Here is a 25,370-nt window from a genome sequence, read left to right on the forward strand (position 1 = left end):
ACCCACAGTGGGTAAACGGCGCCGCATCCGCCGAGCAGCGAGCAGCGCACAGGAACGCGTCGCTCGACGGGCTCGGCGGATCCGTCGCTGGGGCGCGACTGCCAGGTGCACGGCGGGCACGGACCGGCAGGCCTGGCCAGGCGCGCGCCGCCATCGGCGTCTCGAGCGCTACCGCAGCCGCACGGTCTGGGCGTCGTGCGCGGCGCGCGCCGTTTGCCCGCTGCGGACGCTGCGTACGGCGCCCGCGCCGATCGTGCCGTGATCATCCTGCGGGCGTATCGCCGGCGAGCTCAGGTAGCCGGGCGGGCATGGCAGGCGCACCGGCACTGAACGCCACGTTCGCGGGTTGGGCCCGCGAAGGCCACGTTGTGCGGCGGCTCAGGCGGCGGTGCTCAGGTCCACCGCGGTCACCGCCACGCTGGGGCGAGCCGTGGCCTTGAGCCGCATCCGCTCCTTGACCACGTCTGCTTCCTCGAAGGTCTTCCAGTACGGGTGGGTGGCGACGATCGCGCAAAGCTCGAAGCACTCCTGGCGCAGCCGGGCGACGGCGGCCTGCTACTCGTCGGTCCATCCGGGCTGGCTTCCTGGCCTCCGTTGACCTCGATGGTGCGGCGGGTTTCGGTACGGGGGGCCAGCTGCCCATCCCTGCCTTGGGCGCAGTCAGGCAGGGAGGCCAATCTGATGTCAGCCGTCGCCGCGCTGCTCCCAAGCTCGGACGATCTCGGGAGGAATACGTCCGCGGTCCTGGAGTTCGTACCCGTTGGCACGTGCCCATGCCCTGATTTCTTTAGGGCTCGTTGTGGCACCTTCTGTGCTGACCCGCACGCTGGGGCCGCGTTCTGGTGGGGCTGGGGAGAACACGGGCCCTGCAGTGGGAAGCGTGCGAGGAAACATGGGGACTTGCGCGGACCCCTGCAGGACGGCGAGGATGAATTCGCTAATCTTCCCCTCGAATGTGAACCAGCCGCCGCGCATGGCGTGATTGACCGTAATTTTCCAGGAGTCCGGATCTTCGACGGGATCCGTGATCCAGAAAATGTAGTCGCCGTTTCCTGTGACACCTGTGGCCAGAAGATTTTCGACATTGCAGGGAAGTGGCTCGGCATACGGGTCGGCCTGCCAGATCTGCTTGATCTGTTCGCGGAGGCGTCTCGGCATGGGACCGGTCAGGCTGTATTCTTCATGCCCTCCGGGCTGGTAGAGGGTGATGAAGTTGTTGAATTCACCGCGCCCATAGAGATCTGCGACCTGCTTGTAGTCGTCAGGCAGGCACAGCCCGACAGACTGCTCCGCTTCGTCCCAATCGTGACGGCTGGGATCCGAGGGCGGCGGGTACAGCTGAGTCAGAGCAGTGATCGCAGCCATATATTCTCCAGGATGTTACGGGCGCGGCTCGTCATGGGCAGGGTTGTCAATCCAGTCCTCGATATCAAACAGGAGCTTTTTGTGCTCGTCTTTCTTGTGCCCCCGCTTCGAGCTGGATGCTCTTCGGAGGTGAGTCCGGGTCATCGTTGGCGTAGTGAAGGAAGACATTATAGGTGACTACTTCTCCATCTCCTTCACAGCGTTGTAGATCTTTCTTTCGAAATTACTCATCTCCGGACTGTTCGTGGGATTCTGCGTGATCGTGAACAGGTTCTCCGGGATGTCGCCTGAGCCGCCCAGCCATCTTGCCAACAGGTGCCCTCGGGCTTGGCCTTTCCCCGATTCATAGCCGGGAGGGATAATCGATTCCCTGGCATGAGTGCCCTCGTCCAAAATATCGCGCATGACGATGGCGTTCATCTCATACGGGCGGCCGTGTTCGTCCAACGACCAGCGAACCCTGCCCCCCCATGTGGGGTCGGCTTCGCAGCCGGCCAAACCCAGAGGGTCTGAGTAGCAGAAGGGGTTGTTGACGTAGGCGTAGTGGTTGATGGACGGGGGGCGAGGCCGAGTGGGTCAGGGGTGATGTAGCGGCCGATATCGGGGTCGTAGTAGCGGTTGAAATTTTGGTGCAGTCCGGTCTCGGGATCGAAGTACTGCCCGGGCTGGCGTAGGGGGTGTAGGCGGTGCTGTCACGGTTCCACTGCGTGGCCCCCCACGCGGTGCTGCGGGCGCGCCAGGTGATGGTGCCGTCCGGTGCGACAAGTTCACTGGGGCGGGGCGGTGGTCATCGCGGTCGTCCTGGCCCGCGACAGCACGCCGCGCACCGCAGGGACCATCAGCACGGTGCCGGCCGGCAGGCGGTGCAGACGCGATACTCCGCCGCAGTCACCTGATGCGCACGGGGCCGGAGCGGGCCGGCACCAGCACGGCCCCAGCACAGCTAGGCGGTCGGCTTGGCCGGACATGAGGCCCGTGGCAGGGCCCTGGTCGACCTCATCGGCGGAGGCAGCGGATACGACGCCCCGACACGGAAGCGAAGCGGAGCGGCCGGGCAAGCAACCCAGCCAGGGGCGGGCGGCAAGACCGGTCTGCCCCGCAGCGACGGGCGCGAGCGGCGGCTGGCGGAGCCGGGCGGGGAGCGGCAGACCGGCAGCACGGGCGGCCCCGCGCCGCCGAACCAGGGCGGAAGCTGCAACGCTTCCAGCTCGACCCGGACAGGCCGCGGCCCCGTACAGGGCGGCGACCATACAGCGGTACGGCGGGCAGTGGGCGCGGGGCGGCGGAGCGCCCGGCCGCAGGGCGACGACGGAACAGCGCTCGAGCACGCGGCCATACAACGGGCGGCAGCCGCTCGGCGAGCCGCGGGACGACGGAGCGCGCGGCCGTACGCTGACCTCGCCCAGCGGCCGTACCGGGGCAGCCGGTGACATCGCTCGATATCTGCGGCCAGGAACGACAGGGCGTCATCGGCGCGGCCGCCGGCGACGGTACCGCAAAACGTCGCCGCGAGCTCGGGCAACGCCCGCACCACAGCCACGGTGTCCGTACGATGCGCACGGCACAGCGCCACGACACAGACGACGGTCGCGCACACGATCCCGACCGCGAGGAGCACGGGCGCCAGCAGCAGCAGCGGGTCGATGGACATGGTCGGTCCTCCAAGAAGTCGAGTTCGGAAAGTCCCGCCGCCCCGGCCTCCCGGTCGGCGGCGGCTACACCGTGGAGGACAGACCTGTTAACCACGCAAGCAGCCCACCACCCCTTCGGCGGCGGGCGGATCGCCAGACAGGACCCGCAGCCGAACCTCCTGGAGATCACCAGCCCAACGGCGCGCATTCAATAGCCGCCGGCTGGCGATTCGGGATAGTGAGCCCCTCACGCCCAGAACGGCGAGAAATCCGCAGACCTCCCTTGGCTTCGTTGATCTCTAAGAACAGCGTTGGTGACCGGTTCCGGAGGCAGTTGGGGATCACCTGGCGCACGGATCTCGATGAGAAACGACGGCACTGTCGTGTCCACGAACGTGCGGCTGCCGGCCGCTCGTCAGAGCGGCCGGCCGTTGAAGGGGTGGCCGGAGCCGGGCTTGAACGTCGTGCCGAGGTCGTACTGCGCGATCCCGAACGGATGAAAATCGGCATCGGAAAGGATGCGGTAGAGGAACTCAGAGGTGGACATGTCGTACCGGTGCCATGGGCCGCCGTCATGGGACCGTGCAAGGACGGGGTAATCGCCCGGCCGCTCGGCGTCGATCAGCCAGCAGTACTCGTCGGCCCATTCGGTGGAGCCCCACTCGACCAGTCCCTTGCCACCCGGCGCGTAGATCGCATAAGGATCGACGACGGAGACGTCGCCGAGTGCGCTGTCCTGGTCAACCGACAGGGAGACTCGCCACTGTGTCAGGAAGTTGAACGAGACGCCCTCGTCGCGCCCCAGAAAGTAGACGGAATCGCTGAAGATGCCGCCGCCGAACGCCTCGCAGAGCTCCTTGTAGTCCGCCGGCAGCGGAACCCCCAGCTCGCCCTCGATCGCCGCCCAGTCGACGGAGATCCCGAGCGGCTCCCACCCGGTCAGTTCAATCACTCGTTGAACCCACATACAACGATCTTTTAGCACCGGTCTTCGTTCCGATGTCCCTCAACCCCCTCGTAGCTCACGTCGAGATCGGCAGCTATCGCGCTCACCCGGCCTTGACGGGTTCCTCGGCTCGTGCTCGGGTGCTGGCGAGGCGGTAGGAGTCGGTGCCGGTCTCGATGATGGTGCCGTTGAAGGTGAGGCGGTCGACGATGGCCGCGCAGAGCCTGGGATCGGTGAACGTCTTGGTGCAGCCGCCGAAGGACTCGTTGGAGGCGATGGCGACGCTGTTCTTTTCCTCGCGTTCGGTCAGGACCTGGAAGAGGAGTTCGGCTCCGTGGCGGTCAAGTTCCATGTATCCGGGCTCGTCGATACAGAGGAGATCGACGCGGCCGTAGCGGGCGATCGTCTGGCCTGCTGACGCCGGACTTGGCGACGTACTGGTCATTCGAGTAGACCTCGATGTCGGCAGGCTCCGCCTCGGCGCGGGCCGCATCGCCCGGGGACGACGCAGAGGGCTCTGGACGGGGCTGGGCCGTCACAGCACGTCACCCGCCCTGTCGTGGAAGACCTCCGGCCAGTACCGGTAGTCGTCGGGGCCCTCGGCGGCGCGGCAGGCTATCGGGTCGACCGAGGACAGCACCTCGATCATGGTGTCGGCGAGCTGGTGGTAGAAGTCCTGGGTGAAGTCGTGCTCTTCGTCGAGGTCTTGCTCCCGTTGGTGCAGCCAGAGGGTGAAGGCGAGCGTGGAGAGGTCGGCGTTGACCGGGACGACGTGGTCGGCGCCGGTCTCCGTGTAGAAGAGGGCACCGGTCCGGCCGTCGATGAGGACGGTGAAGTCGTGGACAAGCCCGCCGAGCACGACCAGGTGCTCCGCGTCGGGCGGCAACTGCTTGTCGCCGTGCCACAGGTGCGCGTGCTGGGGGTTGCTCTGCGACTCGGCCCAGTCCTGCGGGAGAGTGGGCAGCGGCCCCGGATCGGGGCCGTAGAACATGAACCCGTCGGAGGGCAGGCCCACGTCCGTCAGGAAACGGCGCGTCGGCGCGTGGACGAGGGCCGACGGCAGCCGGTCCTCCGTCAGCCGCACCATGTTCTCGGCGCCAAACACCCCTTCCAGCAGGCCTTCCGGCAGTGCCAGGGCAAGCCCCCGCCCGGGCCCGGCGATCAGGCCGAGCGGACGGATCGCCGCCGCGATCCGCCAGAACGCCGGTATTGGCTGGTCCCAGCCGGACCGCGGACCGGCCGGACCCCAGCCGTCCTCGCCCCACGCCTCCTCGGTGAACACCGCGGTCAGCGCCTGCTCAGCCGCCCGCACCGCGTCGGGCCCCGTCCGCCCGGCCAGGCATGCGAACCTGCCGCGCAGGCTCCGGAAGTCGTCCACCGCACCGAGGAAGCGGAGCAGCGCTCCGACCGATGGTGCCAGCGGGAACAGTTCGGCTCCGTCCGGCGACTTCTCGTAGAGCCACATGCTGAATACCCGCCCGGTGGCACCGTCGAGGACGACCTCCTCGGCCTCCTCCCCGTCCACGATCAGATGGCCGATCAGCAGCAGTTCCGTGAGGTCCGGATCGAGTTGCGCCGGATCGCCGCCCCGCATGGTCAGATGCTCACGGACCGACAGCAGCGACGGCTCGGTGAGCGGGCGGAAGCTGACCAGGCCCTGGCCGTCCAGCCGCTCCCCCGGAGCCAGAGCGCGGCGGGTCGGCGTGTGGACGATCGACGGATGCGGCGCGTGTCCCGGCATGACGATGCTGGTCGCGGACATGGTTCCCCCACGTGCTGAGTTCGAGCGACACCCCACCATAAGAGCCACCACTGACACAGCCCTGCCCCGCTGGCCCTGGCCCGTACGCTGTCCGCGCGGTGCGGGCACGGCCCGCACCGTCACCCGCACCGCACCCCCAAGGATCCCGCCTGCCCGGGGACACGCTCGTCACCGTGACGCTGGACGCAGCCAGGCGCAGACTCTGGCCGCCTCCCTCAGCCGACGCGACGCCCTCCCCCGCCAGACGCCCCAGTCCGAGGCCGGGTGAGGTGCTAGGCGGCCGAGACCGCGACCGCCGCGTTCGCCGACGCCTCCGTGCACACGGCACCAGCGCTTACGCGCTGCTCCTGACCTCCGGCCGGGTCAGCGCCGGCCTCTCCCCGCAGTCCGCACAAGCGGTGGTCGCGGCCCTCACGGCCCGACTTGGTAACGCATCATGTCACAAGCGACGCCGCGGGCTCGGATGCAGCTTCAGAGGCATCGCCGCCTCGTAGTCAGCGCTCTCCCTCCCCCTGCTTGGCGATTGTTGGTGCCTGACCTACGAGCAGGTGTTCGGAAGGTAGGGGCTGAAGCGGCCGAAGCGGGCCAGCAGCGTCCGTGCCGCGTCCTCGTTCAGCCCGAGCGCCTCAGCGGCCTGATCGGGCGTCGTCTCCGACAGGGCATCGCGGGCTGGCCAGTACCCCAGCCGTACGGCGGTCACCTCCAGCCGGCGGGCTGCCCGCAGGGCGGCCAAAGGGGAGGTCTTCGTCAGCCTCTCGATCTCCTCCTCCAGCTGGGACAGCAAGGAGGTGACCGCCTCCGGCAGGGGCACAGCCGAGGCCTCCACTTCGGTGGTGTGCACATCCCAGTCCATCAGGCACGCGTCTGCCGCACCCGCTCCTGCCTCGGCCAGCTCCCGCTCACCGATCTCGTCCCAGTCCAGAGTGTGCTCCGTGCCGGTCCAGCCGCACGAGCACACCGCGCGCAGCGCGGCCGCGCGCGGCCCGCGCGTGCTCCGGCCGTCGTAGACGCTCCACTGGGCGACCGACTGCCCGCCCCCACCGGAGCCCGCGTCAAAGACAACGGGTCCCGGGACGGTCCCGTCGGCCAGAAGGACACCGACCGCGCCCTCATGCGAGGCGCCGAACTCGTCGGTCGCCCAGGTCTCCCGCTCACCCATGCCGCTCCTCCAGCCGCTTCCTGTCATCGCGCGCACCCGGTCACGGGGCGCCGGAGACGACGATGCCGCAGACTCGGCGACCTCAGGGGCGAAATCACCTATCAGGTGACCCTGTCGGTGGCCCGGCCCCGCTGCCGAGCCGGACCTGTCAGCAGTGGGGCTCCCTCGTCAGGGTGCTTGGCCCGCGGCCGGGGAACCGGCCGGCCAGAAGGAGCCGTCAGCCGCGGCATGAAGGTCGATGAGCAGACATCACCGAGCGCGGGCTCGTCGTCCTGGACGTCACAGCCTCGGACGAGGAGACCGTCACCGCGGTGATGGAGAGCCTGCAGCAGATGTGGGCGACATCTGGCGTCACCCGGGTTTGGCGCACCCCGGGCGAGCCCGGCGTGCGGGCGCGGGTGTACGCCGGACCGGCGCCGTCCACTAGCAGCCAGGGCGCTCGTACAGCCGTGAACAGCCCCGTACCGGCCTTCCCGTTTCCACACGCCTGGCGCTCGTCGGGTGCGAGGATCGCAACGTCTCGACGCCGCCCCCCCATTCTTCATACTGCAGAAAGGTCTTTGGTGAGCCGTACCGTACGCACCACCGCACTCGCTTCTGCCGCGCTCGCGCTCGCGGCCCTGGCCACGCCGAGCCAGGCCGCCTCAACCACCGGCGCCCTGATGCTCACGCAGGTGCGGCCCAACGCCGCCGGCGCCGACACCCGTGACGGCACGCAGCTCAACTTGAACGGCGAGTTTTTCGTCATCAAGAACGTCACGTCTCGGGCCGTCAACACCGGCGGCTACGTACCCGACATCACCACCAACACCTATGGGCGCGCCCTGCCCTCCTACAGCCTGCCGGCCGGCGCGAAGGCCTTCGTCCACACCGGCAGCGGCCGCAACTACCGCGACAGCACCGGCGTCCACCACATCTACCGCGGCTACGCCCGCCACGTTCTGCCCAACACCGCCACCACGAAGAACCCGGACCTGCGACTGAAGAAGCCCGGCAGCCCGGACAACAACACCACCGGCAGCATCACCAGCTGCAACTGGAACACCGCCGCCAACGGCACCACCTACGCCTGCTGACACCGTCATAGGACCGTGCCCGCAGCGCAGAGCCACACGGCGGGCGCCAGCTCCGCGCTGCGGGTACTTCCATCACCGCTGACCACGATTGGGCACGCGGCGAATACATCGGGACGGCGCAGGCCCCTGGGAAGAACGTTGCAGCCTCACGGCCGCCTTCTGCCCGACCACCGACGCCACAATGAGCATTCAGCCACACTCCCCACTGCGAGTCCCACGTGCCGGGTCGTTTCTCCTTTACGACTTGTGCGCACGAGCGGGTGGCGCACGGGCGGTTGCGGTGCGGCAACCGAACCTGCCGTTCTACACATCGGCCGTATGAAACGCATCGCTGGCTCCGCCCGCAGGACTGTCGCCTCGACCTGGACGCCGATTGCGGCCATACCCGCTCGTGCCGCCGAAACCACGCCTACTCTGCCGTCGGCCACGTCCGGCGCAGCTCGCCCCGGCGGCATGGGCCACAACCAAGCTGCGCCGCGACGTGGCCGTGGACCAAGCCGAGCTGGCCGCGCTGTGCCGCCTGGCGGCCACGTGCCCCACGACGACCAATGCATACCAGCACGCCACCACTGCCAGTCACCTCTACACGCGAGGGGCGGCCGGTGACCCGCAGTCCGTGGCCGGTGCTGTTCACAGCGGTCTTGCTCATCCTCGCCCACGCAAATACCGCCTACGCCCAGGCGCCGCTCGCCACGGCGCCCGCGCCATGCATCGGAGGGGAGAAGGACTCCCGCGGCCGCTCCAGCGTCGACCAGGGAGAGGTGTCCTGGGAAGATCAGACGAACAGGTCATCTCAATTGGTGTGTTCGATAGCCTGCCGGAGTGGGGATCGTTGAGCGGCTGGTGCCAGATGAGCTGTGGGAGTTGTTCCAGCGAGTGGTGCCGGCAGCGCCGACTCGTCCGCAAGGCGGAGGCCGACGTCGGCATGGCGACCGGGAGGTGCTGGCTTCCATCGTGTTCGTGGCCACCTCGGGCTGCACCTGGCAGCAGTTGCCGTCGGCCTCGTTCGGGCCGTCGGGAGCGACAGCTCACCGGCGCTTCACGGAGTGGTCAAAGGCCAGGGTGTGGGCGAAGCTCCACCGCCTGGTCCTCGACGAGCTCGGTGCCCGCGGCGAGCTGGACTGGTCCCGCTGCGCGATCGACTCCGTGAACATGCGAGCTCTGAAAAGGGGGACCTGACAGGCCCGAATCCTGTGGACCGGGGCAAGTACGGCTCGAAGATCCACTTGGTTACTGAGCGAACCGGTCTGCCCCTGTCCGTCGGCATCTCCGGCGCGAACACGCACGACAGCCAGGTGCTCAAGCTGGTTTTCGTCGTGCCAGCCGTCGAGGCGCATGTCGGCCCGCAACTGGTCGAGGGCTTCGGGATGCGCCGCCAGCTCGGTGTACCCGACTTCGCCCACGAAGGCGGCCGCGTCCTGGCAGTGGACGAGCCAGTGCGGGTCCTGCCAGGCGTGGAAGCCAGGGGTGCGGCGGGTGACCTCATGCAAAACATCCTCGCTGACACCGTCGAGCCCGTAGGAGTCAGTGAATTCGCCCGCGAAGCGTTCAGCTGCGCTCCCGTCTGCGATGCACCACGGGCAGAAACGTCCGTTGACCTCGTGTGCGGTGTAGAAGGTGGCCGTGTAGATCCAGCCCGTGTTGCGTTTGCAACAGGCGCACGTATCGGCGGCCGTGCGGATGGACCCGCTGGCGAGGGGATCTGGGTGATAGCGAAAGAAGGGCAGGCTGGCACTCATCGCCGGTTCCCGATCTGCGCCCTGGTGGCCATCCCTACTGATCCCATGGAGAGCAGTCTGTCCGCGATCAGGTCCTCGATCAAGCGCGGCCTCGGATCCTCTCGACCCAGCCAATTGAGACAGCTTGGAAGTACGACGATGCCCGTTCGCACGCCGCCAAGGCGTGGTCGTCAAACGGCCTTAACAAGATCCGATTCCCTCAGGATGATGCCTCGCGGATCGCCGACCTGGAATGGTCCGACGTCAACGAAACCAGCGGGCAGTGGAAGGACGTCGGCGCCGCCTGGACCCCTTTCCCCGGCACCGACGTCATCCGCATGAACGACGCCTACCCCGCCCAGGGCAAGAAGTTCGGCACATCCGCCAAGCGCCGCATCGTCGCCACACACGAGCTCGGCCACGCACTCGGCTTCTGCCACAAGTCACCGGCCTGGTACCCGACGCTCATGGCTCCGAACGCCAACGACGCACCGGCTGACGGCAAGCCCACCAGCCGCGACCGCTCCAACTACCACGCCCTGTGGGGATGACCACGAACAAACCCCTCGCCACTGCCCTCGCCGCAGCCGCCACCGCGATCCTGGCCACCACCGGCTACCTCACCTACCAGTACCTCACCACCCCCCTCCGCCCCCACCGAGGCCATCACCCTCTACGACCCCGAAAACGCGCGGGAAGTGGCGGGCAGCGCCGACGACGTCTTCCACGGCACCGTCATCCGCCACACCGGCCAGCGCACCATCGCCGAAATCCCCTCCGACCTCTACGAAGTGCGGGTCGGGCACGTCTTCAAGGGCCGGGTGAGCGGCACCATCACGCTCACCCAGCCCGCAGACGCACCCCGCCTGGCCGCAGGCAAGAAGTACGTCTTCGCCACCGCCTCCTGGCACAACCCGGACAACGAGCACGCCGTCCTGTCCGACACTCGCCCCACCCCGGCAGCCGACCTCACCACACCGGTACGGGGCGCGGCCGCAGGCACAGCCTCCACCATCGCCGAGTACTGGCAGCGCGCCGTCGCCCACCAGATCGACGTCACCCCCAACTAGCCGGGCCAGAACACCCTCAAGCCCCCGTCACCCCCCATTACTTTTCGTGGCTCCGCAATGCTGCCTCTGGTCTTCAGGTACGGCATGACTTCTCCCCTGGTCGTTCATGATCCGGGGGGTGGTGTCACGGGGTCCGGAGGCATCGACAGACCCGGTGATGACGGGCTTGAGTGCCGGCTTGATCCGAGCCGAAAGAGCTCTCCGTAACGTGGATGTGGCAGCTCAGTGCCCCTTGCAAGGCCGGACGAAAGGCGCAATGTAGGGACCTGCACGTGACCTAAACACCGGCGACATCGACGTCTTCCTCGGTGGACGTCGGAAAGGGCGAACATCGCGCCACCGCCGTCACACCGACCGGGAAGAAGGCGTTCGACAAGCGGCTGCCCAACACCGAACCCAAGCTCCGCGAGCTGTTCGCCAAGCTCAGAACCAAGCACGGAACGGTGCTGGTCGTGGTTGATCAGCCGACTTCGATTGGCGCCCTGCCGCTGGCGGTCGCGAGGAACACACGGCGACAGCACCCGAGGTTTCGCCGGTAGGAGTGCGGCGTTCGCCTGGCGCGACAGCCTTACGGCCTGCGCGCAGCGAGGGCTTCATACGATCCGTACGTCCAGCTTTTCCGCTAGGACGTCCGGCCAATTGGATCTTTCCAGACCAGCCCTCATCAGAAGGTCCCTCCAGTCCCTTTTTGCCGCGCTGAGGATTGTGTTGATGTCAATCCCTTCTTTTGACAGGGTGACGATCGCACCTGCCAGTGCGGTCAAGCGGGAGCTCGGCCGCCATGCGTCCGTCGGGGGTCCGACCATGGGAGGGGAGCAGCACCGCCCGGTCCTGTCAGCGAAGCGCGGCCGCCCCTTCCTGTCTACGCCCCGGGCCGCGGCCTGCGCGACCGGCGGGCCGGACGAGTCGGCGGCCCGGGTCCCTCGTACGGGTTGCCTTCCCGCGATCGGCGAACCGGCCGGCCCGGCTGAGCCGTCGGTGGGGGCATGGAGATCGATGAGCAGCGCATCGCCGAGCCCGGGCTCGTGGTCCTGGACGTCGCCGCCGCGGATGAAGACACCGTGCGCGCCGTTATGGAGGGCCTTCAGCGGACGTGGGCGACCTCCGGCATCACGCCGGTGTGGCGTACGCCGGGTAAGCCCGGCGTGAGGGCGCGGGTGTACGCCGACGTACGCCGTCCCGACACCGCGCGCTAGCGGGCCCGGTGCCGCTCGTACGGCTGTGAGCAGCTCCTGACCATCCTTGCTGGTTTCCCCATCGGCGGAGCTCGTCGGGTGCGAGGATCGCACCCTCTGGATGCCGCCCCCCATTTACTGCAGAAGGGTTCTTGGTGAGCCGTACCGTACGCACCACCGCACTCGCCTCCGCCGCGCTCGCGTTCGTGGCCCTGGCCACGCCGAGCCAGGCCGCTTCCACCACCGGCGCACTGATGCTCACGCAAGTGCGGCCCAACGCCGCCGGCGCCGACAGTCGCGACGGCACCCAGCTGAACGTCAACGGCGAGTACTTCGTCATCAAGAACGTCAGCACCCGGACGGTGAACACCGGCGGCTACGTCCCCGACATCACCACCAACACCTACGGGCGCGCCCTGCCCTCATACAACCTGCCGGCCGGTGCGAGGGCGTACGTGCACACCGGCAGCGGCCGCCACTACCGCGACAGCAGCGGCGCACACCACATCTACCGCGGCTACGCCCGCCACGTCCTGCTCAACACCAGCACCGCCAAAAACCCGGACCTACGGCTGAAGAAGCCCGGCAGCCCGGACAACAACACCGCCACCGGCAGCATCACCGCCTGCAACTGGAACACCGCCGCCGACGGCACCACCTACACCTGCTGACCCAGACCCCCGCGCCCGCAGCGCAGAGCCCCACCCCCAGCGCCGGCTCCGCGCTACGGGCATTACTCCCTCCCCCATCGCCGCCGAACCACGATCGCGGCGCACAGCAGCCCCCGGACGACGCGGGAGCTGCGTGAGAAGTCAAAGACGGCTCTCATGGCGGCGTTGCAGGATGTACAGGTCCCAGCTGTCGGGGTCGCCGATGTAAACGAACAGCTTGGGCTGCTCGGGGCTCCCAAAGACCTCCCAGGTGCCCATAGCGCAGTCGCCCACGGACACCTCTACCTTCTGGGACCACGGTCCGGTGCCCGGGTCGTACGTCCAGGACCCCGTGCCGGTGCACTTGTGCACTACGGGTTCGAAGGCGTCGTCGATGTCGAACGTCTCGACGTCGGCCGCCGTGGCCTTGCCGTCCGCCGTGAGGATGAGCGTGCCACCCTTGCCGTCGGACCACGTCCCGGCGACCCGCTCCGCGCTCAGTTGCGGAGGCTCGTAGCCGATCCCCGCGTACAGGCCGATGCCGGCGAGCGTGCCGACCATGACGACAGCGAGCGTCCCGTAAAGAGCCACCAGGCCGAACATGGCACCGCCGGAGACCTGCGGACGGTTCGGCAGCAGCAGCCTGCGGGCGGTCAGCGCCGGGGCGGCGAGGACCGTTGTGGCCACAAGCCATCCGCTGAGGCCCGCCAGGACGTCGGCCTCCACAAGCTGCGCCGCCGCTAGAACCGCTGGGGCGGTTCCGGCGGCCGCCAGAGCCGGGATCCACCACCACGTCTCGCGCCCCGAAAGCCGGCGGCCGAGCCATCCACCCACCGCGAGGAGCGGCATCACCACGCCGATCGACAGCAGGGCTCCGAGGACGGCTCCGACCACCGCCACGAACGGCGCCATCATCAGCAGGAAGAAGACGCCCATCGCGTTGTTGGGCAGGGCCGGGCTCTCCCGGGTCTGCCCCCACACGAAGAGCGCGATCGCCCCGACCACAGCCTCGACGAACAGCACCGACATCGAAGCCGTCAGCACCGCGCCGAACCTGTCCCTCACGCGCGCCCTCGGCTGTACCGGCTCCCAAGTTTTTGAACGCATTCAAATCCCCTCCCATCCCGCATCCTCCCCCACGCGAGACGGCTCTGCGTAGCCGGGTCCGCCTCGAATCGACCACACATGATCAAGTAGGGGCAGTTCTGATCGCCCGTTAGTTTTCGGCAGGGCTCGTACGTAGGACAGGTGCCGGCGCGGTCCGCGTCTGCACCCTACGAACCAGTTGGAGTCCGCATGACGCTCCTGGAGCTGGCCGGGCTTTTCCCGGTCGCCGTGAGCGCGATCAGTGTGCTGAGTGCTGTGAGGCGCTGGGCCCGTCGGAAGCCGCGTGGCGGCGTGTGTGTACGCGGAACCGGTCGGGCAACCGTGTCCGGTGACTGCATGGTGCGGCGTGTGGTGCGGTACGAAGCCGCGGACGGAGGTGTGCTGACCGTTTGGACGGTCTGGCCCGCTCACGCGGCGGCGGCTCGTCGCGAGGAGCATGACCTGTGGTGAGCGACGAGTCCTCCGACGGTACTGCCGGCCGGCAGGAGCAGGTGTATCAGCTGCTCGTGGAGAAGCACCAGGAGTGCCTCCGGGAGGTGCAGCAGATGCTGAGCCGGAAGTTCCCCGCCATGCTGCTGGCGCGGCGCGAGGACATCGCGCTGGAGGCCTTCGCGCGAACGGCGCACAAGTGGCTGCGCGAGCCGGATCTCGTATGGCGGGACCCCGTCCCCTACGCGCGGATTGTGGGCCGGAACCTCGCTGTCGACAGCCTGCGGGAGAAGTCGGCGGTACCGACCTGCCCGCACGACCTGGACCAAGTCACCGTTCCGCAGGCCGGTCCGGACGACAGCGCAGCCCTACTGACCGACGTGGTCATCCCGGCGATCCGGCGCATGCCGCGAACGCAGCGGCGTGCGGTGGTGGAGCTGCAGAGCCGCGGTGCCGACGACACCCTGATCTCCGCCGAACTCGGGATACCGCGCATGCAGGTGCAGGTGCAGCGCAGCAGGGCGATCCGGGAACTGCGGAGCAAGTTGAAGGATCACATTCGTCCCAAAACAGAGCGAAATCGGCAGCGACGCGGGGAAGGGGAAACAGGTGAATGACGTGAGCAGGACCGAAGGCCACGGCGGGCGCCGTGAGCAGCCCGCACTCGCCGACCAGCTCGCCGCGCTGATGTCGCAGCCACAGCACGGGGTCGACTTCTGGGACCATCCGGACGGGGACTGGGCCTCGGTGGAAGCGGACGGTATGACCGCCAGCGCACGCAGGGAGGCTCTGGCCCACGCGAACTCCTGCTACCGGCTGGGTTCGAAGGCTCTGCGTCGGGGCGATTGGGAAGCAGCCACGAACTGGCTGAGCGAAGCAGCCGAGCGCGGGCACCCGGGAGCGATGTTCCGGCTCGCGGTCGCCGTCCACCGGATCGGTGCGCCCGGGGTGAAGGGCGATGTGCGTTACCTCGTCGAGCAGGCCGCGCAGCTTGGGCACGGTGATGCCCGCGTGCTGCTGAACCTGGCCGACAGGCGACCGGCGTCGCGCGCCCTGTCCGAGGATGCCGAGTTCGCCGATGAGGTTCGGCTCGCTCTGCTGCAGGCCGTCGTTCCCCGACCGCGGGAAAGCGCGCCTGGGCGCAGCGAGCGGTTCTCGACCTCTCCCCTGCGGGCACCGGAGCTGACGGTCGCCGCCCGGCAGGTTCCAGGGCGGGGTCCGGCACCTGGGCAGTGGAAGGCGGTGGAGGGCGCGTTGCGAATCCTGCACGTTCTGCACGGGTCGTCGGTGGCGCTAAGTGCGGCGCAACTGGCGAAGCGGACCAGCCTGCCCAAGAAGGTGCTGGAGAGGCTGCTGCACTGGTTGTGCCAGTGCGGTATGGCGGCGGGGCTGCCGGACGGCGGCTTCACATCCGGCCCGCAGTTGCAGACCCTCGCCCAGCCTCCCGGCAGGTCGGCTGAGGCGGCGCTGCAGCACCGGCTGGCGGCCTTGCGGTATGCGGTGGGCGCGGCGGTCTATGTCAGCAGCTACACCGACGGAGAGATCCACATCTCCCGGTTCGCCGACGGCCCACAGGCCCCCCGCGTGTATGAATGGGTGGACTTCCGCGCAGCGGCGCACGCCAGCGCCGTGGGCAAGAGCCTGCTGGCGCAGCTGCCCTTCGAGCAGCGCATGGACCACCTCTCGCGCCACCGGGCGGCGCGCTTGACCTCGCGGACCATCACCGATCCCCGCCGGCTGTTCGCGGACATCGACGAGCGGGGCCCCCGCGCCCCGCAATTCGACCGGCAGGAGTACTCCACCGGCGAGGTATGCGTGGCCATCCCGCTCAACCTGGGCAACCAAGCCGATGCCCTCGCGCTGTCCATGCCCGCGAGCCAGCAGCACCGGCTGGAGGAGGCTGCGCAGATCCTCTCCGACCAGTCCACCGTGGTCTTGCTGTCGCTTCTTCTGGCCGGTGACCCACCTGTCGAGCCCACGAGCGCGCCGGGACAGCAGATCATCGTGGTCCCACCCAACGATGTCCTGCGCCAGCGTACGGAACCGATCACCTTGCTGACACGGCCCGCTCCCCCGCCGCTGCAGGCGGCGCCGGCACCGATGGTGGAAGACGGTCATCCCGGCACGGACGGCGCAGTCACGCCAGGCACACAGGTGGTCGCCTGGGACGACGTGGTCGCCGGCCGTGAAGAACACGTGGTGACGATGGAGCCGCTCGGCGCCTACGCCGCCACCCCGTAAAGCCGAGACGACCACTGCGGTATCGGTGCCCCTGCGGGCGCCGATACCGCCTCGGGACCCGGGGCTTGCAGTGAGGCTTCACACCACCCGCATCGCCGCCACGCCCATCCCACTCCCCACCACCAGCTACCACGGGAACTTCAGGAAACACCTCGTGAGCCCAGCGTCGGGGGCTCCAGGCCTTCGGCGCTCTCCGGCCCACCGGTCCCGGACACGTCGTAGGCACACGGCATCGCGGTGTAACCCTCCAAGGTCTGCCAGTGCGACCACCAGGTGAAGACCACCCGGTCGGGATTGTCGTCGGCCTCGTCGTGCCGTTCGGCGCGCAGCTCCCAGTCCTCGCCGGCTGCGCGGAACTGGGTGATGGTCCAGCCGCGGGCATCACCGGGTCAAGAGTTCACGAGAAGGCGCGGCAGCCAAGGCAGCCGCGCGCCGACGTAACAACCGCAGGTTCCGCCGGGTGGAAACGCATCCCAGCCTGCTGTGACCGCGCAGAGCTCCGGGCCCTGCCCGTTGAGCCGCGCTGGCCCCCGAGGACCCCTCCCTCGGGGGCTCCGACTTACGGAACGGAACGGCGGCCCAGCACGCGCGGCGCAGAGCCAGACACGCAGGGACCCGGCCAGATGCGACGGCGAGCCCGGGCCTCCGGGCGCAGCCGGAACTGGGGCCGGACGCCGGCGTCGGCTGATGGCCGTCCTCGTCGAGGCCGCGGTGCGCTCCGGCGCGAGCAAGCAGGGGGCCGGCCATGGCCTCGCCCCGCCCTGGCACGGTGCAGGAGCCGTTCGCCGACCTCGCCGAGCACCTGGCGCCCTGCGGTGAGGTCCGGTGCTCGGTCACAACGTCGGCTGCGTCGGTTGGCCATGAGTGACAGCCCCTCTGCGGCCGTGATCCATCTGGACGCTGGTTAGTCTTCCTGCTGGTCGGTTGCTCCAGGCATAGCAGCGATTCGGTGAGGGGTGGGCATGAGCCGAGAGACATCTTCCGGCACGAGAGGCGGAGGCACTGACGGTGCCCGTGTGGACTTCCTGCCCGTGCCGAACGGCATCGACTACCTCTTGGAGGTTGTCGCGCGGCTTGCACAACCCGACGCAGAGGTCTCCCCGCGGGACCTGAAGTACGCGGTCCTTCACCTGCAGGCCGCCACCGAGGTGCTGGTTAAGGCACGCCTGCAAATAGAGCACTGGTCACTGGTCGTGAAGGACGTCAGCAAGTGCACCAAGGAGAAGTACGACCGTGGCGAATTTGAGAGCGCCACAGTCGCTGAGTCGATGCGCAGACTCGCTGACATCGTCGGGGTTCCCATCGGGAAAAGCGACCGGGGCGCGGTGGAAGAGCTCGCAAAACTCCGCAACCGTCTGCAGCACTGGGGGCTTCAGGAGACAGTCGCCCTGGTGGAGAAGCGAGCAGCGAGCGTGCTGGACTTCCTCATGCGGTTCGTGGATGAGCACCTGCTGCCTGCCCTGGGGGACGAGCAGGTCGCTGCCATGCAGGCCGAGGTAGACGCCGTACGCCGTGGCGTGCGGGACATCGCCACCTTTGTGGAGGCGCGGCGAACCCGCTTGCGTGACGAGCTCAAGGCGTTCGCCAGTACAACTGTGCAATGTCCTTCCTGCCACGAGTGGGCACTTGTTGTGCAGCAGGAGGGCAGCAGGTGCCACTTCTGTCCACGCGCCTGGGAGGATAACGAACACCTCGCGTACGCCTACGCAGAGACCTTCGAGACGATGAGCATCGAGGATCACGTCTCCTCGGGTGACTGCCCCGAGTGCTGGACTAGAGCGCTCATCGTTGGCGTGCGCACCGCGGCCGCTCCAGGGAAGCCGATCGACATGTGCTTCAACTGCACCGAAGTCTTCACCGGCCTGCATCTGTGCAACTGCCTCGAGTATTTCGTCCCCCAGGCAGAAGAGGACATCTGCCAGCGGTGCTTGGACAGATACCTGGAGCTGAGCGGGATCGCCTGATAACCGCGGCGCTGGTTGTACTCCCCTCGGCGTACTCGGCGAGCCAGGCACCGGCCGTCCGCGGGGCGGTTGCGGCGAGGTGCTCAAGGAACGCGGCGGTGAGGTACATGGCTACGGAGAGCAGGCACCGCTGCGGCTACCGCCGCGGTGTCGCCACGGTCATGCCCTGCCAGCCGGGGCCGAGTCCGCGGCGCCTGAATGTACTCGAGGGCGCCGACCGCGCAGAGGCGGGGGCACGGCCGACCGAAACGCCTTCCGAGCCGTCGAGGTGGTCGCGAAGCCGGCTGAGAGTGCCTCGGATGGCGAACAGGTGGAGGGCTGCGTGGCCGTCTATCTGCGGGGCTTCGGACAGGGCCTCACTCAGCGTTTCCATGGCCGTGATGACGTCCTCGACCGCCGCGTCGCTCCACCTGCCTCCTTGTACGTCGGCAAGGAGGCAGGCGGTCTCGGCAACGGCGTCGGCCAGGTCCTCTACGCCCGCGGCGGTGCTCTTTCCCATGACGTGATCAACGATGTCACACCGCCACCAACGTGTGAGCGGCACGACGGGCAAGGCCCGCCCCGGCGCGGGGCGATACGGCGCGTACCGCCCTGCGAGACGGCGGGGCTTGCCCAGGCACCGGGACCGTCCCGCCCCCGCGGCGGATGGTCCCGGCCCAGGCCGGCGGCCTAGCGGTGCCCCGGCCCCGGGCTGACCGTTCATTGGGCGCCCACGACAGCGACGGCGGCAACGAAGAGGGCGCCGATGGTTCCTGCCGCCATCAATGGCGCGGCGAACTTCGGGTGGCGGTAAGCCAGGTAGAAGGCGGCGCTCATGATGAGCAGGCCGACCAGGGCCAAGAGCAGGACGACGAGCAGGGCGAGCTTGGACACGGGTGGTTCCCCCTTCGGGTTGGGGTGTGCCGGGTCGGCACAGCAGGTGGCGGAGCTTGAAGTGCTGTCGTGCCTTAGGTCGCGGGCACGGCCCCGGACAGGGCGGCGAACCGGCACGACCGCGGCGCGGGATGACAGTGCGGGATGCGAGCCCTAGCGGCGCAAGCCGCGCCCAGGACGGTCACCTTGGCCAGCGCGAAGAGCCCCATTCAAGGCTTTGACCTGCGCAGATGCGGGTCAGGAAGTCTTGAATGGGGCTCGGAGTGCTGATAGGTGATGTGATTTGGTTATGGGGCGAACGGCCTTGCACGTTGGGACAGGTGACGCAGATCATGTGATGCGGGGTGGGTAAGCCTCCCCGGCGGACGGCTTGCCCACCGCGCAACTGGTGCGTGCCCAAACCTTCTCTATGGAGTCGAGTGCCGGGGCAGAGGCGTCCCGGGATCGGCCGGGCCGGCCCCCAGCCGACGCCGCCCGACGCGCGGCGCGGCCGGCGGGGCGAGTGGCTCGGCTACCCACTCCGCATCCGCGGCCCGTTCAGCGGCCGTACGAGCCCGCGGATCACGCGGAGCGGCTTCGGGGACGTCCGGGCCGGATCCCAGGGCCCGGCGGCGTGTAGCGCTCATCGCCGCAGTCTGGCACGCACCGGCAGCACAGCCTCGGCTGCAGGACGGCTGACGGACAGCAGCACGACCGACAGCTAGGGGCGGCCAACGGCAGCATGGCCGACGACATGACGACGGCGGCGAGGCGCGCCACAAGCCCCCCCCCCCCCCCGCACAGCCACGTAGCGGGGCGGGATGGGTGTCCCGCCCCCTGCGTTTCTACTCGCTCAGGTCGAGCCGGAGGGGCATCAGCAGGTGACGGTAGTCCTGACCGACCATGTCGGGCCCTTCCGTGAGCAGCACCGGCTTGGTGGTGAGTCCGTCCTTCATCTCGCGAATGTGCAGGGTGATGGTCTCGCTGATGAACGTGCCGAGCGCGTCCAGCAGGAAGGCGGGGTTGAGGGCGAGGAGGTTTCCGCGCAGGGTGTCGCTGCTTCCGTACGTGATGGTGGGCGGGATGGTCATGCCCTTGGTACGGGCCTGGTCTTCGGCGGTGCCGATACGGGGGGCGAGGGTGAGGGTGCCGTCGTCGGCCCACGCGAAGCTGACGGGCATGCCGCTTTCGCCCTTGGCCTTGATGAGGGCCTGGCACTTCTTCGCGGCCCGGACGACGGTGGCGCGGTCGACGCGTACAGACACGTCGCGCTGCGCCGGGAAGAGGCTGCTGTACTTCGGCAGGCTGCCGTCCAGCGGGCGAGTGGTGATGGTGGTATCGCCGATTGACAGGGTGGCGCGGGCGATGACGCCGTCGCCGTCCTCGAGAATGCCAATGCCCACGGGACCGTCGTACTTCTTCAGGCGCTTGGCCAGGGGCGCGAGGATGCTGGCGGGGATGAGGGTGGTCAGGGGCTTGTCCAGCGGCTGCACCGTGCCGCTGGTGGGGACTTCCGCCACTGCGAAGCGGTAGCGGTCGGTGGCCGCCATCGTGAGCGTCTCGCCCTCCAGGGTGATCTGGACGCCGGTGAGCACAGGGAGCGTCTCGTCGCGGCCTGCGGTCGGCAGCACGCGGTTCAGCTGGGTGACGAAGGTCTGTGCGTCCATGGTGGCCATGGCAGGCACCGCCTCCGGTGGGTGTGTGAACTCGTGGATGTCGAGGGTCGTGATCGGCACGGTGATGTGCTCGACGGTCAGCAGGTCGCCCGCGAGGGAGACGGGCGTGCGGGCGGCAACCGTCTAGGTTTCGCCCGCCACCATTGCGGCGAGTGCCTTTTTCAACTCCGCGAAATCGAGCAGCGAATATCCCTTCGCGACGGGCGTGCCCACGGGCACCGTGACCGACACGGCGGTCCAGAAATCGAAGGTGCTGAGGGTAAGCCGGTTGCGGCTCGTTTCGATAGGCACGCCGCGCTGCGCGAGTGGCTGAGCCTGGGTCGGTACACCGAATTCGGCGATGTTCAGCGCCTCGGTGATCTGCGCGTGCATTCCGGCGAAGTGCGCGGTCGGCTTGACGGGCTTCTTTTCGTCCTTCTCAGCCGTCTTCTCGGCGGTGACCTGAGTTTCGGGATGGGACATAGCTCTCCCTCGGGTTGGGGTATGCCTTCGGTTCGTTGACCGGCTGCCACCGCCGACCAACAAGACAACAATACCATCTATGAGTCACAAGCGGGGTGGTTCACGGCTGTTTCTGGGATCAATCTCCGCTGGCGCCTGGCATATGGGGCGGGGCACTACGCGGCGGGCATCGGCGGTGCCGCGTGGCGCGCAGTCCCGAGGGCAAGGAGGCGGGTGCGGAGCAAGGGAGCGAGGCGCGCAGCGCCCTCAGCGACCGGCCGACCGGCCTCCGTGGCACGTGAGAGCGCGCAGCGCTCGGTCCGGGCCGCAGCGCAGCGGAGCGCCCGGCACGCAGCAAGGGGCGAGGGCCGCGAGGCGGGCCCGCCCCGGCCGCCGCGCAGCGCCCCGCACCCGTCCCAGCAAGATGCCGCACCCGCTAGTGACGTCGCGGCGTTTTGACGGCACTCGGCCGTGCTGTCCAGATCAGCGGCCGAAGGGACCGGTGCCGGAGGGATCGCCCGCGAGTGCCTGATGGATACGGGCACGGGCAGCGTCCAGCTCATCTTCGGTGAACGCGCCATGCTCTTCCTCATAGCGGTCCAGCTCTTCCCGAAGCAGCCGACGCCTCACCCGGCGCGCGTCGGTTTCCGCCCGGACGCGATCCGCCACGATCTCCGCAACAAACTGCGGGACGTCGTCAGTCAGCTTCTCCAGCGCCTCCACCACGTCGGCCGGCAGCAACACGCTGATGGGCCTCATGTCCGTCATGGCTCTACCGTACGGCCGCCAGCGCTGCCCATACGAGACACGGGCAGCGGCCCGCCCCAGCCACCATGCAGGGCCGCGCCGCGCCCTGCACTCGGTCAACGAAGGTACTGCGCATGTGTCACTCGCGGCGGTGACAGGACGGGCGAGCAATGACCGAGGGGCGGGTAGGCTCCGGGTATCCGCGAAGCGGCCACCTCAGCGGCCGGCGGATTGTCTCGGAGGCCCGTGGCCCGGACTTCATGCTGGGATCATGAACGACTGGGACGGCCCCGATCCGCCGGACTGGCAGCTGTACGTCGTCGGCCATCTGGGGCCCGGCGAAGGGCCGGTCACTGGTGAGAGCTATGTGATCTATGTACGGCCGTGCTGGCAGTGCGGAGCGCCGGTCGGCGAGCTGTGTCTGCCGCTTGCCCGGGCGCGGCGGTTCCGGGGTGCCCATGCGGCGCTGACGTCGTACGACATGGAGCGCAATCGGGAAGCTCTCGGCCGAACGTGCCCGCGATGCGCCGCGGCTGCGGGGGCGATGTGCCGGACGGCGCCGATGGACGGGGACCGGCCGCGGGAGCTGCGACAGACTGTGCACCCAGCCCGCGAGAACGGCGCCATGGGCTGACGGGTCGGGCTGCACCGCCGTCTGACCCGCGGCGGTTATAAAAATTCGACCGTGAATGAGGGCGCAGTCGAGCACGAGCATCCTCTTCTTCGCCCGGCTGGATGGCTCCGAGTCTGCATCGGGCGAGGTGTTCGGGCCGGGAACGGCGTATCGGGCGGCAGCGATCGGGGGCTGCCTCGTTCGGCCCAGGCTGTGGCCCTGTTCACTGTGTCCCGGCTATCGGCAGGGCAGTGTGGGGAACGGAGTCCGCCCGGGAGTCCTTCGCACGTCGACCGGGCGGACCGCTCTGTCGTGGTCCTCAGAGAGGATGCAGGACGGTGACCACCTTCCGCGGATAGCTGCGTCGTCGCCCGGAGTCGGCTCGTACGCCGCGTTGTGGGGCATCAGCCACCCGGCCCGTTCTCGCGGCGCAGGCGCTTGACGGTGGATTGCCGCCCAGGAGCGCGGCAACGATGTCGCCGTGGTCGGCGATGGTCCTGGCACCGGGTGGTGACGATGCCGCCGTCGCAGATGGCAGCCTCGATCATGCTGTCGCCGACGACTTGAAACCGACCGGTTCGCCGCGTCTCGGAGGACTCCTCCCTAGAACCAGTCGCGGTTCTTCCTTTACGGGGCAGAGCCTGACGTGGGTTCGCTCGCTACAACCGACCAGCAGCACTGGAGTCGTGGCAAGCAGACGGCGGCTGGACCCGCTGGCGAGCCCGGAGAAGACGACGACGTAGTCCACGCACGAACACGGCAGCACCAACAGGGCCCCAAGGCGGATCGCCTGGTCGGCGAGCAGGGAGGTAAACATCGAGGCGACCGCCAGCGGGACCACGATGAAGTTCATCACCACCGCGGCGGACAGGAACCGGCCGTCACGTAGGCAGCGGACCAGCTCGGGGCCTGGATCTGGAGGAAGAGGCAGGTGATGAACAGCAACACGCGCCAGGACCGGCTTGATCACGTGTTCCAACCCCGGCCTGAGACCGGGCCCTGGTAGTGGAGGGCAGACGCTCCATCTCAGACGCTCCATCTGATTGCGGGCGTGGCACAGGACGCGGAGCGCCGAACCGGTGATGCGCAGCCTCTCAGTGATCTGGAGTCCGTCGTAGGAGAACTCACGGCGGATCGGGTCGAGTCGTTTCGCCCACCGCGTGGTGCTGACCGGCTGGGCCGGGGGGATGTGACGTCCCGCCCCCGACCCAGCCGGGGTCTACAGGGGCCGCAGGATCACCAGGACCAGGGCGGCGAGGGTGCCGCCGAGGAGCCAGGTCTGCCAACAGGCCCACCAGGGCAGGGCGCGACCGCGGCGGCGGTGGCTGGTCGTCACGGCGCGGGTGCGGGGTCCGGCGTGAGCGGGGCGTGCTGCTCGACCTCGGTCAGCCGGTCCAGCCGCTCGTACAGGGCACGGACGAGCCGGGCGCGGTCCTGGACGCAGGGCGCGGTGCCCTCAAGACCGGCGGACAGGCACCTGTCGGTCTCGTCGAGGACGACGTCGGCCAGTGCCCGGGACTGGTGGTCCTCGGGGAGCCGGGCGGCCGCGCGGCGGACGTCGCCGGCCACCGCCCGGGCGGCTCCGGCCAGCAGCAGGGCGAGCTGCTGGTAGTCCGCCGTCTGCAGGCCGGGGTCGCCTGTCCACGCGAGCACGGCCTTGGCCAGGCACTGGTGGGTCGCGCGGTCGAAGGGGAGCGTGCCTTCGATGCGTCCCTCGGGGTCGTACAGGACCGTGTGTGTGCTGGTCATCGGGGGGCCTCGCTGAATGGCGTGGTCGCGGAGGGCGCGGTCTCCTTCGTCGTACGTTGACCGCAAGGCGACCGTACGGGGACGCTCAGTGCGGTAGGACTTACCGTGAGTACGGGTTTCGGTGCGCAGGGCGACCGGGGAGCAGGCCGGTATGGGCAGGCCGCGACGAACATCAGCAGGTGCCGTCACCGGCTTCGTGCTGCGCCTGGTCCGCGAGTCCATCCCGCTGACGCAGGCGGGCCTGGCGGAGGCGCTGGGCGTGGAGCTGGACACGCTGCAGGGCTGGGAGTCCGGGCGGCGGCCGTTGGCGAACATGCGGGCCGGTGCGCTGCTGAATCTGCGCCGGCGGCTGCCCGCGCTGGGCGCGGACGCGGCGCTGGTGCAGTGGCTGGACGCGGCGATGGACGCGGACCGGATCATCGACGCCGGGCTGGGCGGTGACACCGGCGGGCCCCACCCGCTGGCCGTGTGGGTGCACACCCGGGACACCGCGCACATGCTGGCCTGGGCGCTGAACGGCGCCGTGCCGCCCGCGCTCGCCGGGCGGTTACCCAGGCCCCGGCGCGGCCCGGTCGCCGTGGCGCCCCAGCTGGCGCCCGCCGAGCAGACGGTGTCCTTCGACCATCTCCGCGCGACCACCGAGCAGGCGGCGGCGCAGGGGACGGCGGGAGCGCTGCTGCACCGGCAGGCGCTGTATCTGGCCTCGTACGACCGCGGCCCGGACGCGGCCGCGTGGACCGCGCACACGCTGCACCGGCGGCGCGACCTGCTGGCCCGCAGGGGCTGGTCGCCGCACTGGGCGGAGGCCCGCTCCACCGCCACCGCGCTCGCCCGGCTCGGCGACCCGCAGCCGCTGCTGGACTTCATCGACCGGCCCTTGCCGACGACGACACCGCCGAGGCCGCGAACCTGAACTACTGGGCGCTGTGGCTCGGAGCGCTGCCGGTACCGCAGCCGGACGACGCCTTCATGCGCGACCGGGACCTAACGGCGTGGGAT

At 69.0% G+C, this 25,370-nt stretch carries 21 protein-coding genes and 8 pseudogenes; 13 read left to right on the plus strand and 16 right to left on the minus strand.

Features of this window, described 5'->3' with window-relative positions:
* Window positions 1-684: 684 nt before the first annotated feature.
* The 6 genes and pseudogenes from ABZX67_RS08935 to ABZX67_RS08960 form a co-directional block, all read right to left on the minus strand.
* Window positions 685-1,365 carry a histone-like nucleoid-structuring protein Lsr2 gene (locus tag ABZX67_RS08935; RefSeq protein ID WP_355356408.1) on the minus strand — a complete coding sequence of 227 codons (681 nt, stop codon included), beginning with the start codon at window positions 1,363-1,365 and terminating at the stop codon, window positions 685-687.
* Window positions 1,366-1,542: 177 nt separating this feature from the next.
* Window positions 1,543-2,140: pseudogene (locus ABZX67_RS08940) on the minus strand (RHS repeat-associated core domain-containing protein); the annotation flags it as partial.
* A 1,271-nt stretch (window positions 2,141-3,411) separates the two neighbouring features.
* A complete protein-coding gene (locus ABZX67_RS08945; RefSeq protein WP_355356410.1) occupies window positions 3,412-3,948 on the minus strand; it encodes an SMI1/KNR4 family protein in 537 nt (178 codons plus the stop codon).
* Between the two features lie 97 nt (window positions 3,949-4,045).
* Window positions 4,046-4,351: pseudogene (locus ABZX67_RS08950) on the minus strand (ATP-binding protein); the annotation flags it as partial.
* 126 nt (window positions 4,352-4,477) lie between these two features.
* Window positions 4,478-5,704: an SUKH-4 family immunity protein gene (locus tag ABZX67_RS08955; protein ID WP_355356412.1), complete on the minus strand. Its 1,227-nt coding sequence runs from the start codon at window positions 5,702-5,704 to the stop codon at window positions 4,478-4,480.
* Window positions 5,705-6,242: 538 nt separating this feature from the next.
* Entirely contained in the window at window positions 6,243-6,863 is a 621-nt protein-coding gene (locus tag ABZX67_RS08960) for a hypothetical protein (protein WP_355356414.1), read from the minus strand.
* A 272-nt stretch (window positions 6,864-7,135) separates the two neighbouring features.
* On the opposite strand from ABZX67_RS08960, the pseudogene ABZX67_RS08965 reads away from it, so the two are divergent.
* The 3 genes and pseudogenes from ABZX67_RS08965 to ABZX67_RS08975 form a co-directional block, all read left to right on the plus strand.
* A pseudogene (locus ABZX67_RS08965) lies at window positions 7,136-7,210 on the plus strand (DUF6207 family protein); the annotation flags it as partial.
* A 216-nt stretch (window positions 7,211-7,426) separates the two neighbouring features.
* A complete protein-coding gene (locus ABZX67_RS08970; protein WP_355356416.1) occupies window positions 7,427-7,939 on the plus strand; it encodes a hypothetical protein in 513 nt (170 codons plus the stop codon).
* Window positions 7,940-8,761: 822 nt separating this feature from the next.
* Window positions 8,762-9,288 (plus strand): annotated as a pseudogene (locus ABZX67_RS08975) (IS5 family transposase); the annotation flags it as partial.
* On the opposite strand, the pseudogene ABZX67_RS08980 reads toward ABZX67_RS08975, so the two are convergent.
* Window positions 9,262-9,678 (minus strand): annotated as a pseudogene (locus tag ABZX67_RS08980) (CbrC family protein); the annotation flags it as partial. The pseudogenes ABZX67_RS08975 and ABZX67_RS08980 overlap by 27 nt on opposite strands.
* Before the next feature lie 317 nt (window positions 9,679-9,995).
* On the opposite strand from ABZX67_RS08980, the gene ABZX67_RS08985 reads away from it, so the two are divergent.
* The 5 genes and pseudogenes from ABZX67_RS08985 to ABZX67_RS09005 all read left to right on the plus strand — a co-directional run bounded on the left by ABZX67_RS08985 (window position 9,996) and on the right by ABZX67_RS09005 (window position 12,573).
* Complete coding sequence (locus tag ABZX67_RS08985; protein WP_355356418.1) at window positions 9,996-10,208, plus strand: hypothetical protein; 213 nt, start codon at window positions 9,996-9,998, stop codon at window positions 10,206-10,208.
* A 147-nt stretch (window positions 10,209-10,355) separates the two neighbouring features.
* Entirely contained in the window at window positions 10,356-10,727 is a 372-nt protein-coding gene (locus ABZX67_RS08990; RefSeq protein ID WP_355356420.1) for a hypothetical protein, read from the plus strand.
* A gap of 308 nt (window positions 10,728-11,035) precedes the next feature.
* A pseudogene (locus tag ABZX67_RS08995) lies at window positions 11,036-11,230 on the plus strand (transposase); the annotation flags it as partial.
* A 483-nt stretch (window positions 11,231-11,713) separates the two neighbouring features.
* Window positions 11,714-11,923 carry a DUF6207 family protein gene (locus tag ABZX67_RS09000; protein WP_355356422.1) on the plus strand — a complete coding sequence of 70 codons (210 nt, stop codon included), beginning with the start codon at window positions 11,714-11,716 and terminating at the stop codon, window positions 11,921-11,923.
* Between the two features lie 134 nt (window positions 11,924-12,057).
* Entirely contained in the window at window positions 12,058-12,573 is a 516-nt protein-coding gene (locus ABZX67_RS09005; protein ID WP_355356424.1) for a hypothetical protein, read from the plus strand.
* 141 nt (window positions 12,574-12,714) lie between these two features.
* Here the strand turns inward: ABZX67_RS09005 and ABZX67_RS09010 are convergent, their stop codons facing one another.
* Window positions 12,715-13,617 (minus strand): hypothetical protein, encoded by a 903-nt coding sequence (locus ABZX67_RS09010; protein ID WP_355356426.1) that lies wholly within the window; start codon window positions 13,615-13,617, stop codon window positions 12,715-12,717.
* Between the two features lie 488 nt (window positions 13,618-14,105).
* On the opposite strand from ABZX67_RS09010, the gene ABZX67_RS09015 reads away from it, so the two are divergent.
* The 3 genes from ABZX67_RS09015 (at window position 14,106) to ABZX67_RS09025 (ending at window position 18,293) form a co-directional block, all read left to right on the plus strand.
* The gene (locus ABZX67_RS09015) at window positions 14,106-14,705 is read left to right on the plus strand and encodes a hypothetical protein (protein ID WP_355356428.1); all 600 of its coding nucleotides are present in this window, start codon (window positions 14,106-14,108) and stop codon (window positions 14,703-14,705) included.
* A 1-nt stretch (window position 14,706) separates the two neighbouring features.
* Window positions 14,707-16,329 carry an IclR family transcriptional regulator C-terminal domain-containing protein gene (locus ABZX67_RS09020; RefSeq protein WP_355356430.1) on the plus strand — a complete coding sequence of 541 codons (1,623 nt, stop codon included), beginning with the start codon at window positions 14,707-14,709 and terminating at the stop codon, window positions 16,327-16,329.
* Window positions 16,330-17,345: 1,016 nt separating this feature from the next.
* Window positions 17,346-18,293, plus strand: a complete 948-nt coding sequence (locus ABZX67_RS09025) for a hypothetical protein (protein WP_355356432.1) — start codon at window positions 17,346-17,348, stop codon at window positions 18,291-18,293.
* Window positions 18,294-18,429: 136 nt separating this feature from the next.
* On the opposite strand, the gene ABZX67_RS09030 is transcribed toward ABZX67_RS09025, so the two are convergent.
* The 5 genes from ABZX67_RS09030 to ABZX67_RS09050 form a co-directional block, all read right to left on the minus strand.
* The gene (locus ABZX67_RS09030; RefSeq protein ID WP_355356434.1) at window positions 18,430-18,792 is read right to left on the minus strand and encodes a hypothetical protein; all 363 of its coding nucleotides are present in this window, start codon (window positions 18,790-18,792) and stop codon (window positions 18,430-18,432) included.
* Between the two features lie 200 nt (window positions 18,793-18,992).
* The gene (locus ABZX67_RS09035; protein ID WP_355356436.1) at window positions 18,993-19,166 is read right to left on the minus strand and encodes a hypothetical protein; all 174 of its coding nucleotides are present in this window, start codon (window positions 19,164-19,166) and stop codon (window positions 18,993-18,995) included.
* 824 nt (window positions 19,167-19,990) lie between these two features.
* Window positions 19,991-20,881, minus strand: coding sequence for a DNA polymerase III subunit beta (locus ABZX67_RS09040; RefSeq protein ID WP_355356438.1), 891 nt, complete (start codon window positions 20,879-20,881; stop codon window positions 19,991-19,993).
* 63 nt (window positions 20,882-20,944) lie between these two features.
* Window positions 20,945-21,283, minus strand: a complete 339-nt coding sequence (locus tag ABZX67_RS09045) for a hypothetical protein (RefSeq protein ID WP_355356440.1) — start codon at window positions 21,281-21,283, stop codon at window positions 20,945-20,947.
* Between the two features lie 462 nt (window positions 21,284-21,745).
* Window positions 21,746-22,030, minus strand: a complete 285-nt coding sequence (locus tag ABZX67_RS09050) for a hypothetical protein (RefSeq protein ID WP_355356442.1) — start codon at window positions 22,028-22,030, stop codon at window positions 21,746-21,748.
* 250 nt (window positions 22,031-22,280) lie between these two features.
* On the opposite strand from ABZX67_RS09050, the gene ABZX67_RS09055 reads away from it, so the two are divergent.
* Entirely contained in the window at window positions 22,281-22,643 is a 363-nt protein-coding gene (locus tag ABZX67_RS09055) for a hypothetical protein (protein ID WP_355356444.1), read from the plus strand.
* A gap of 324 nt (window positions 22,644-22,967) precedes the next feature.
* On the opposite strand, the pseudogene ABZX67_RS09060 reads toward ABZX67_RS09055, so the two are convergent.
* The 3 genes and pseudogenes from ABZX67_RS09060 to ABZX67_RS09070 all read right to left on the minus strand — a co-directional run.
* Window positions 22,968-23,188, minus strand: a pseudogene (locus ABZX67_RS09060) (S24 family peptidase); the annotation flags it as partial.
* Between the two features lie 101 nt (window positions 23,189-23,289).
* Window positions 23,290-23,619, minus strand: a pseudogene (locus ABZX67_RS09065) (arsenic resistance protein); the annotation flags it as partial.
* Between the two features lie 335 nt (window positions 23,620-23,954).
* Window positions 23,955-24,371: a restriction endonuclease gene (locus tag ABZX67_RS09070; RefSeq protein ID WP_355356446.1), complete on the minus strand. Its 417-nt coding sequence runs from the start codon at window positions 24,369-24,371 to the stop codon at window positions 23,955-23,957.
* Window positions 24,372-24,522: 151 nt separating this feature from the next.
* On the opposite strand from ABZX67_RS09070, the gene ABZX67_RS09075 reads away from it, so the two are divergent.
* A complete protein-coding gene (locus tag ABZX67_RS09075) occupies window positions 24,523-25,284 on the plus strand; it encodes a hypothetical protein (protein WP_355356448.1) in 762 nt (253 codons plus the stop codon).
* Window positions 25,285-25,370 lie beyond the last annotated feature (86 nt).

The organism is Streptomyces sp. NPDC003036 (genome assembly GCF_040611175.1).
Classification (GTDB): Bacteria; Actinomycetota; Actinomycetes; order Streptomycetales; family Streptomycetaceae; genus Streptomyces.

Excerpts from the sequence above, each read along its gene's own strand:
- ABZX67_RS08985 (WP_355356418.1), top strand. The coding sequence starts at position 9,996 with ATGAACGACGCCTACCCCGCCCAGGGCAAGAAGTTCGGCACATCCGCC.
- ABZX67_RS09030 (WP_355356434.1), bottom strand. The coding sequence starts at position 18,792 with ATGGGAAAGAGCACCGCCGCGGGCGTAGAGGACCTGGCCGACGCCGTT.
- ABZX67_RS09055 (WP_355356444.1), top strand. The coding sequence starts at position 22,281 with ATGAACGACTGGGACGGCCCCGATCCGCCGGACTGGCAGCTGTACGTC.
- ABZX67_RS08960 (WP_355356414.1), bottom strand. The coding sequence starts at position 6,863 with ATGGGTGAGCGGGAGACCTGGGCGACCGACGAGTTCGGCGCCTCGCAT.
- ABZX67_RS09070 (WP_355356446.1), bottom strand. The coding sequence starts at position 24,371 with ATGACCAGCACACACACGGTCCTGTACGACCCCGAGGGACGCATCGAA.
- ABZX67_RS09075 (WP_355356448.1), top strand. The coding sequence starts at position 24,523 with ATGGGCAGGCCGCGACGAACATCAGCAGGTGCCGTCACCGGCTTCGTG.
- ABZX67_RS09000 (WP_355356422.1), top strand. The coding sequence starts at position 11,714 with ATGGAGATCGATGAGCAGCGCATCGCCGAGCCCGGGCTCGTGGTCCTG.
- ABZX67_RS08935 (WP_355356408.1), bottom strand. The coding sequence starts at position 1,365 with ATGGCTGCGATCACTGCTCTGACTCAGCTGTACCCGCCGCCCTCGGAT.
- ABZX67_RS08955 (WP_355356412.1), bottom strand. The coding sequence starts at position 5,704 with ATGTCCGCGACCAGCATCGTCATGCCGGGACACGCGCCGCATCCGTCG.
- ABZX67_RS09045 (WP_355356440.1), bottom strand. The coding sequence starts at position 21,283 with ATGTCCCATCCCGAAACTCAGGTCACCGCCGAGAAGACGGCTGAGAAG.
- ABZX67_RS09050 (WP_355356442.1), bottom strand. The coding sequence starts at position 22,030 with ATGACGGACATGAGGCCCATCAGCGTGTTGCTGCCGGCCGACGTGGTG.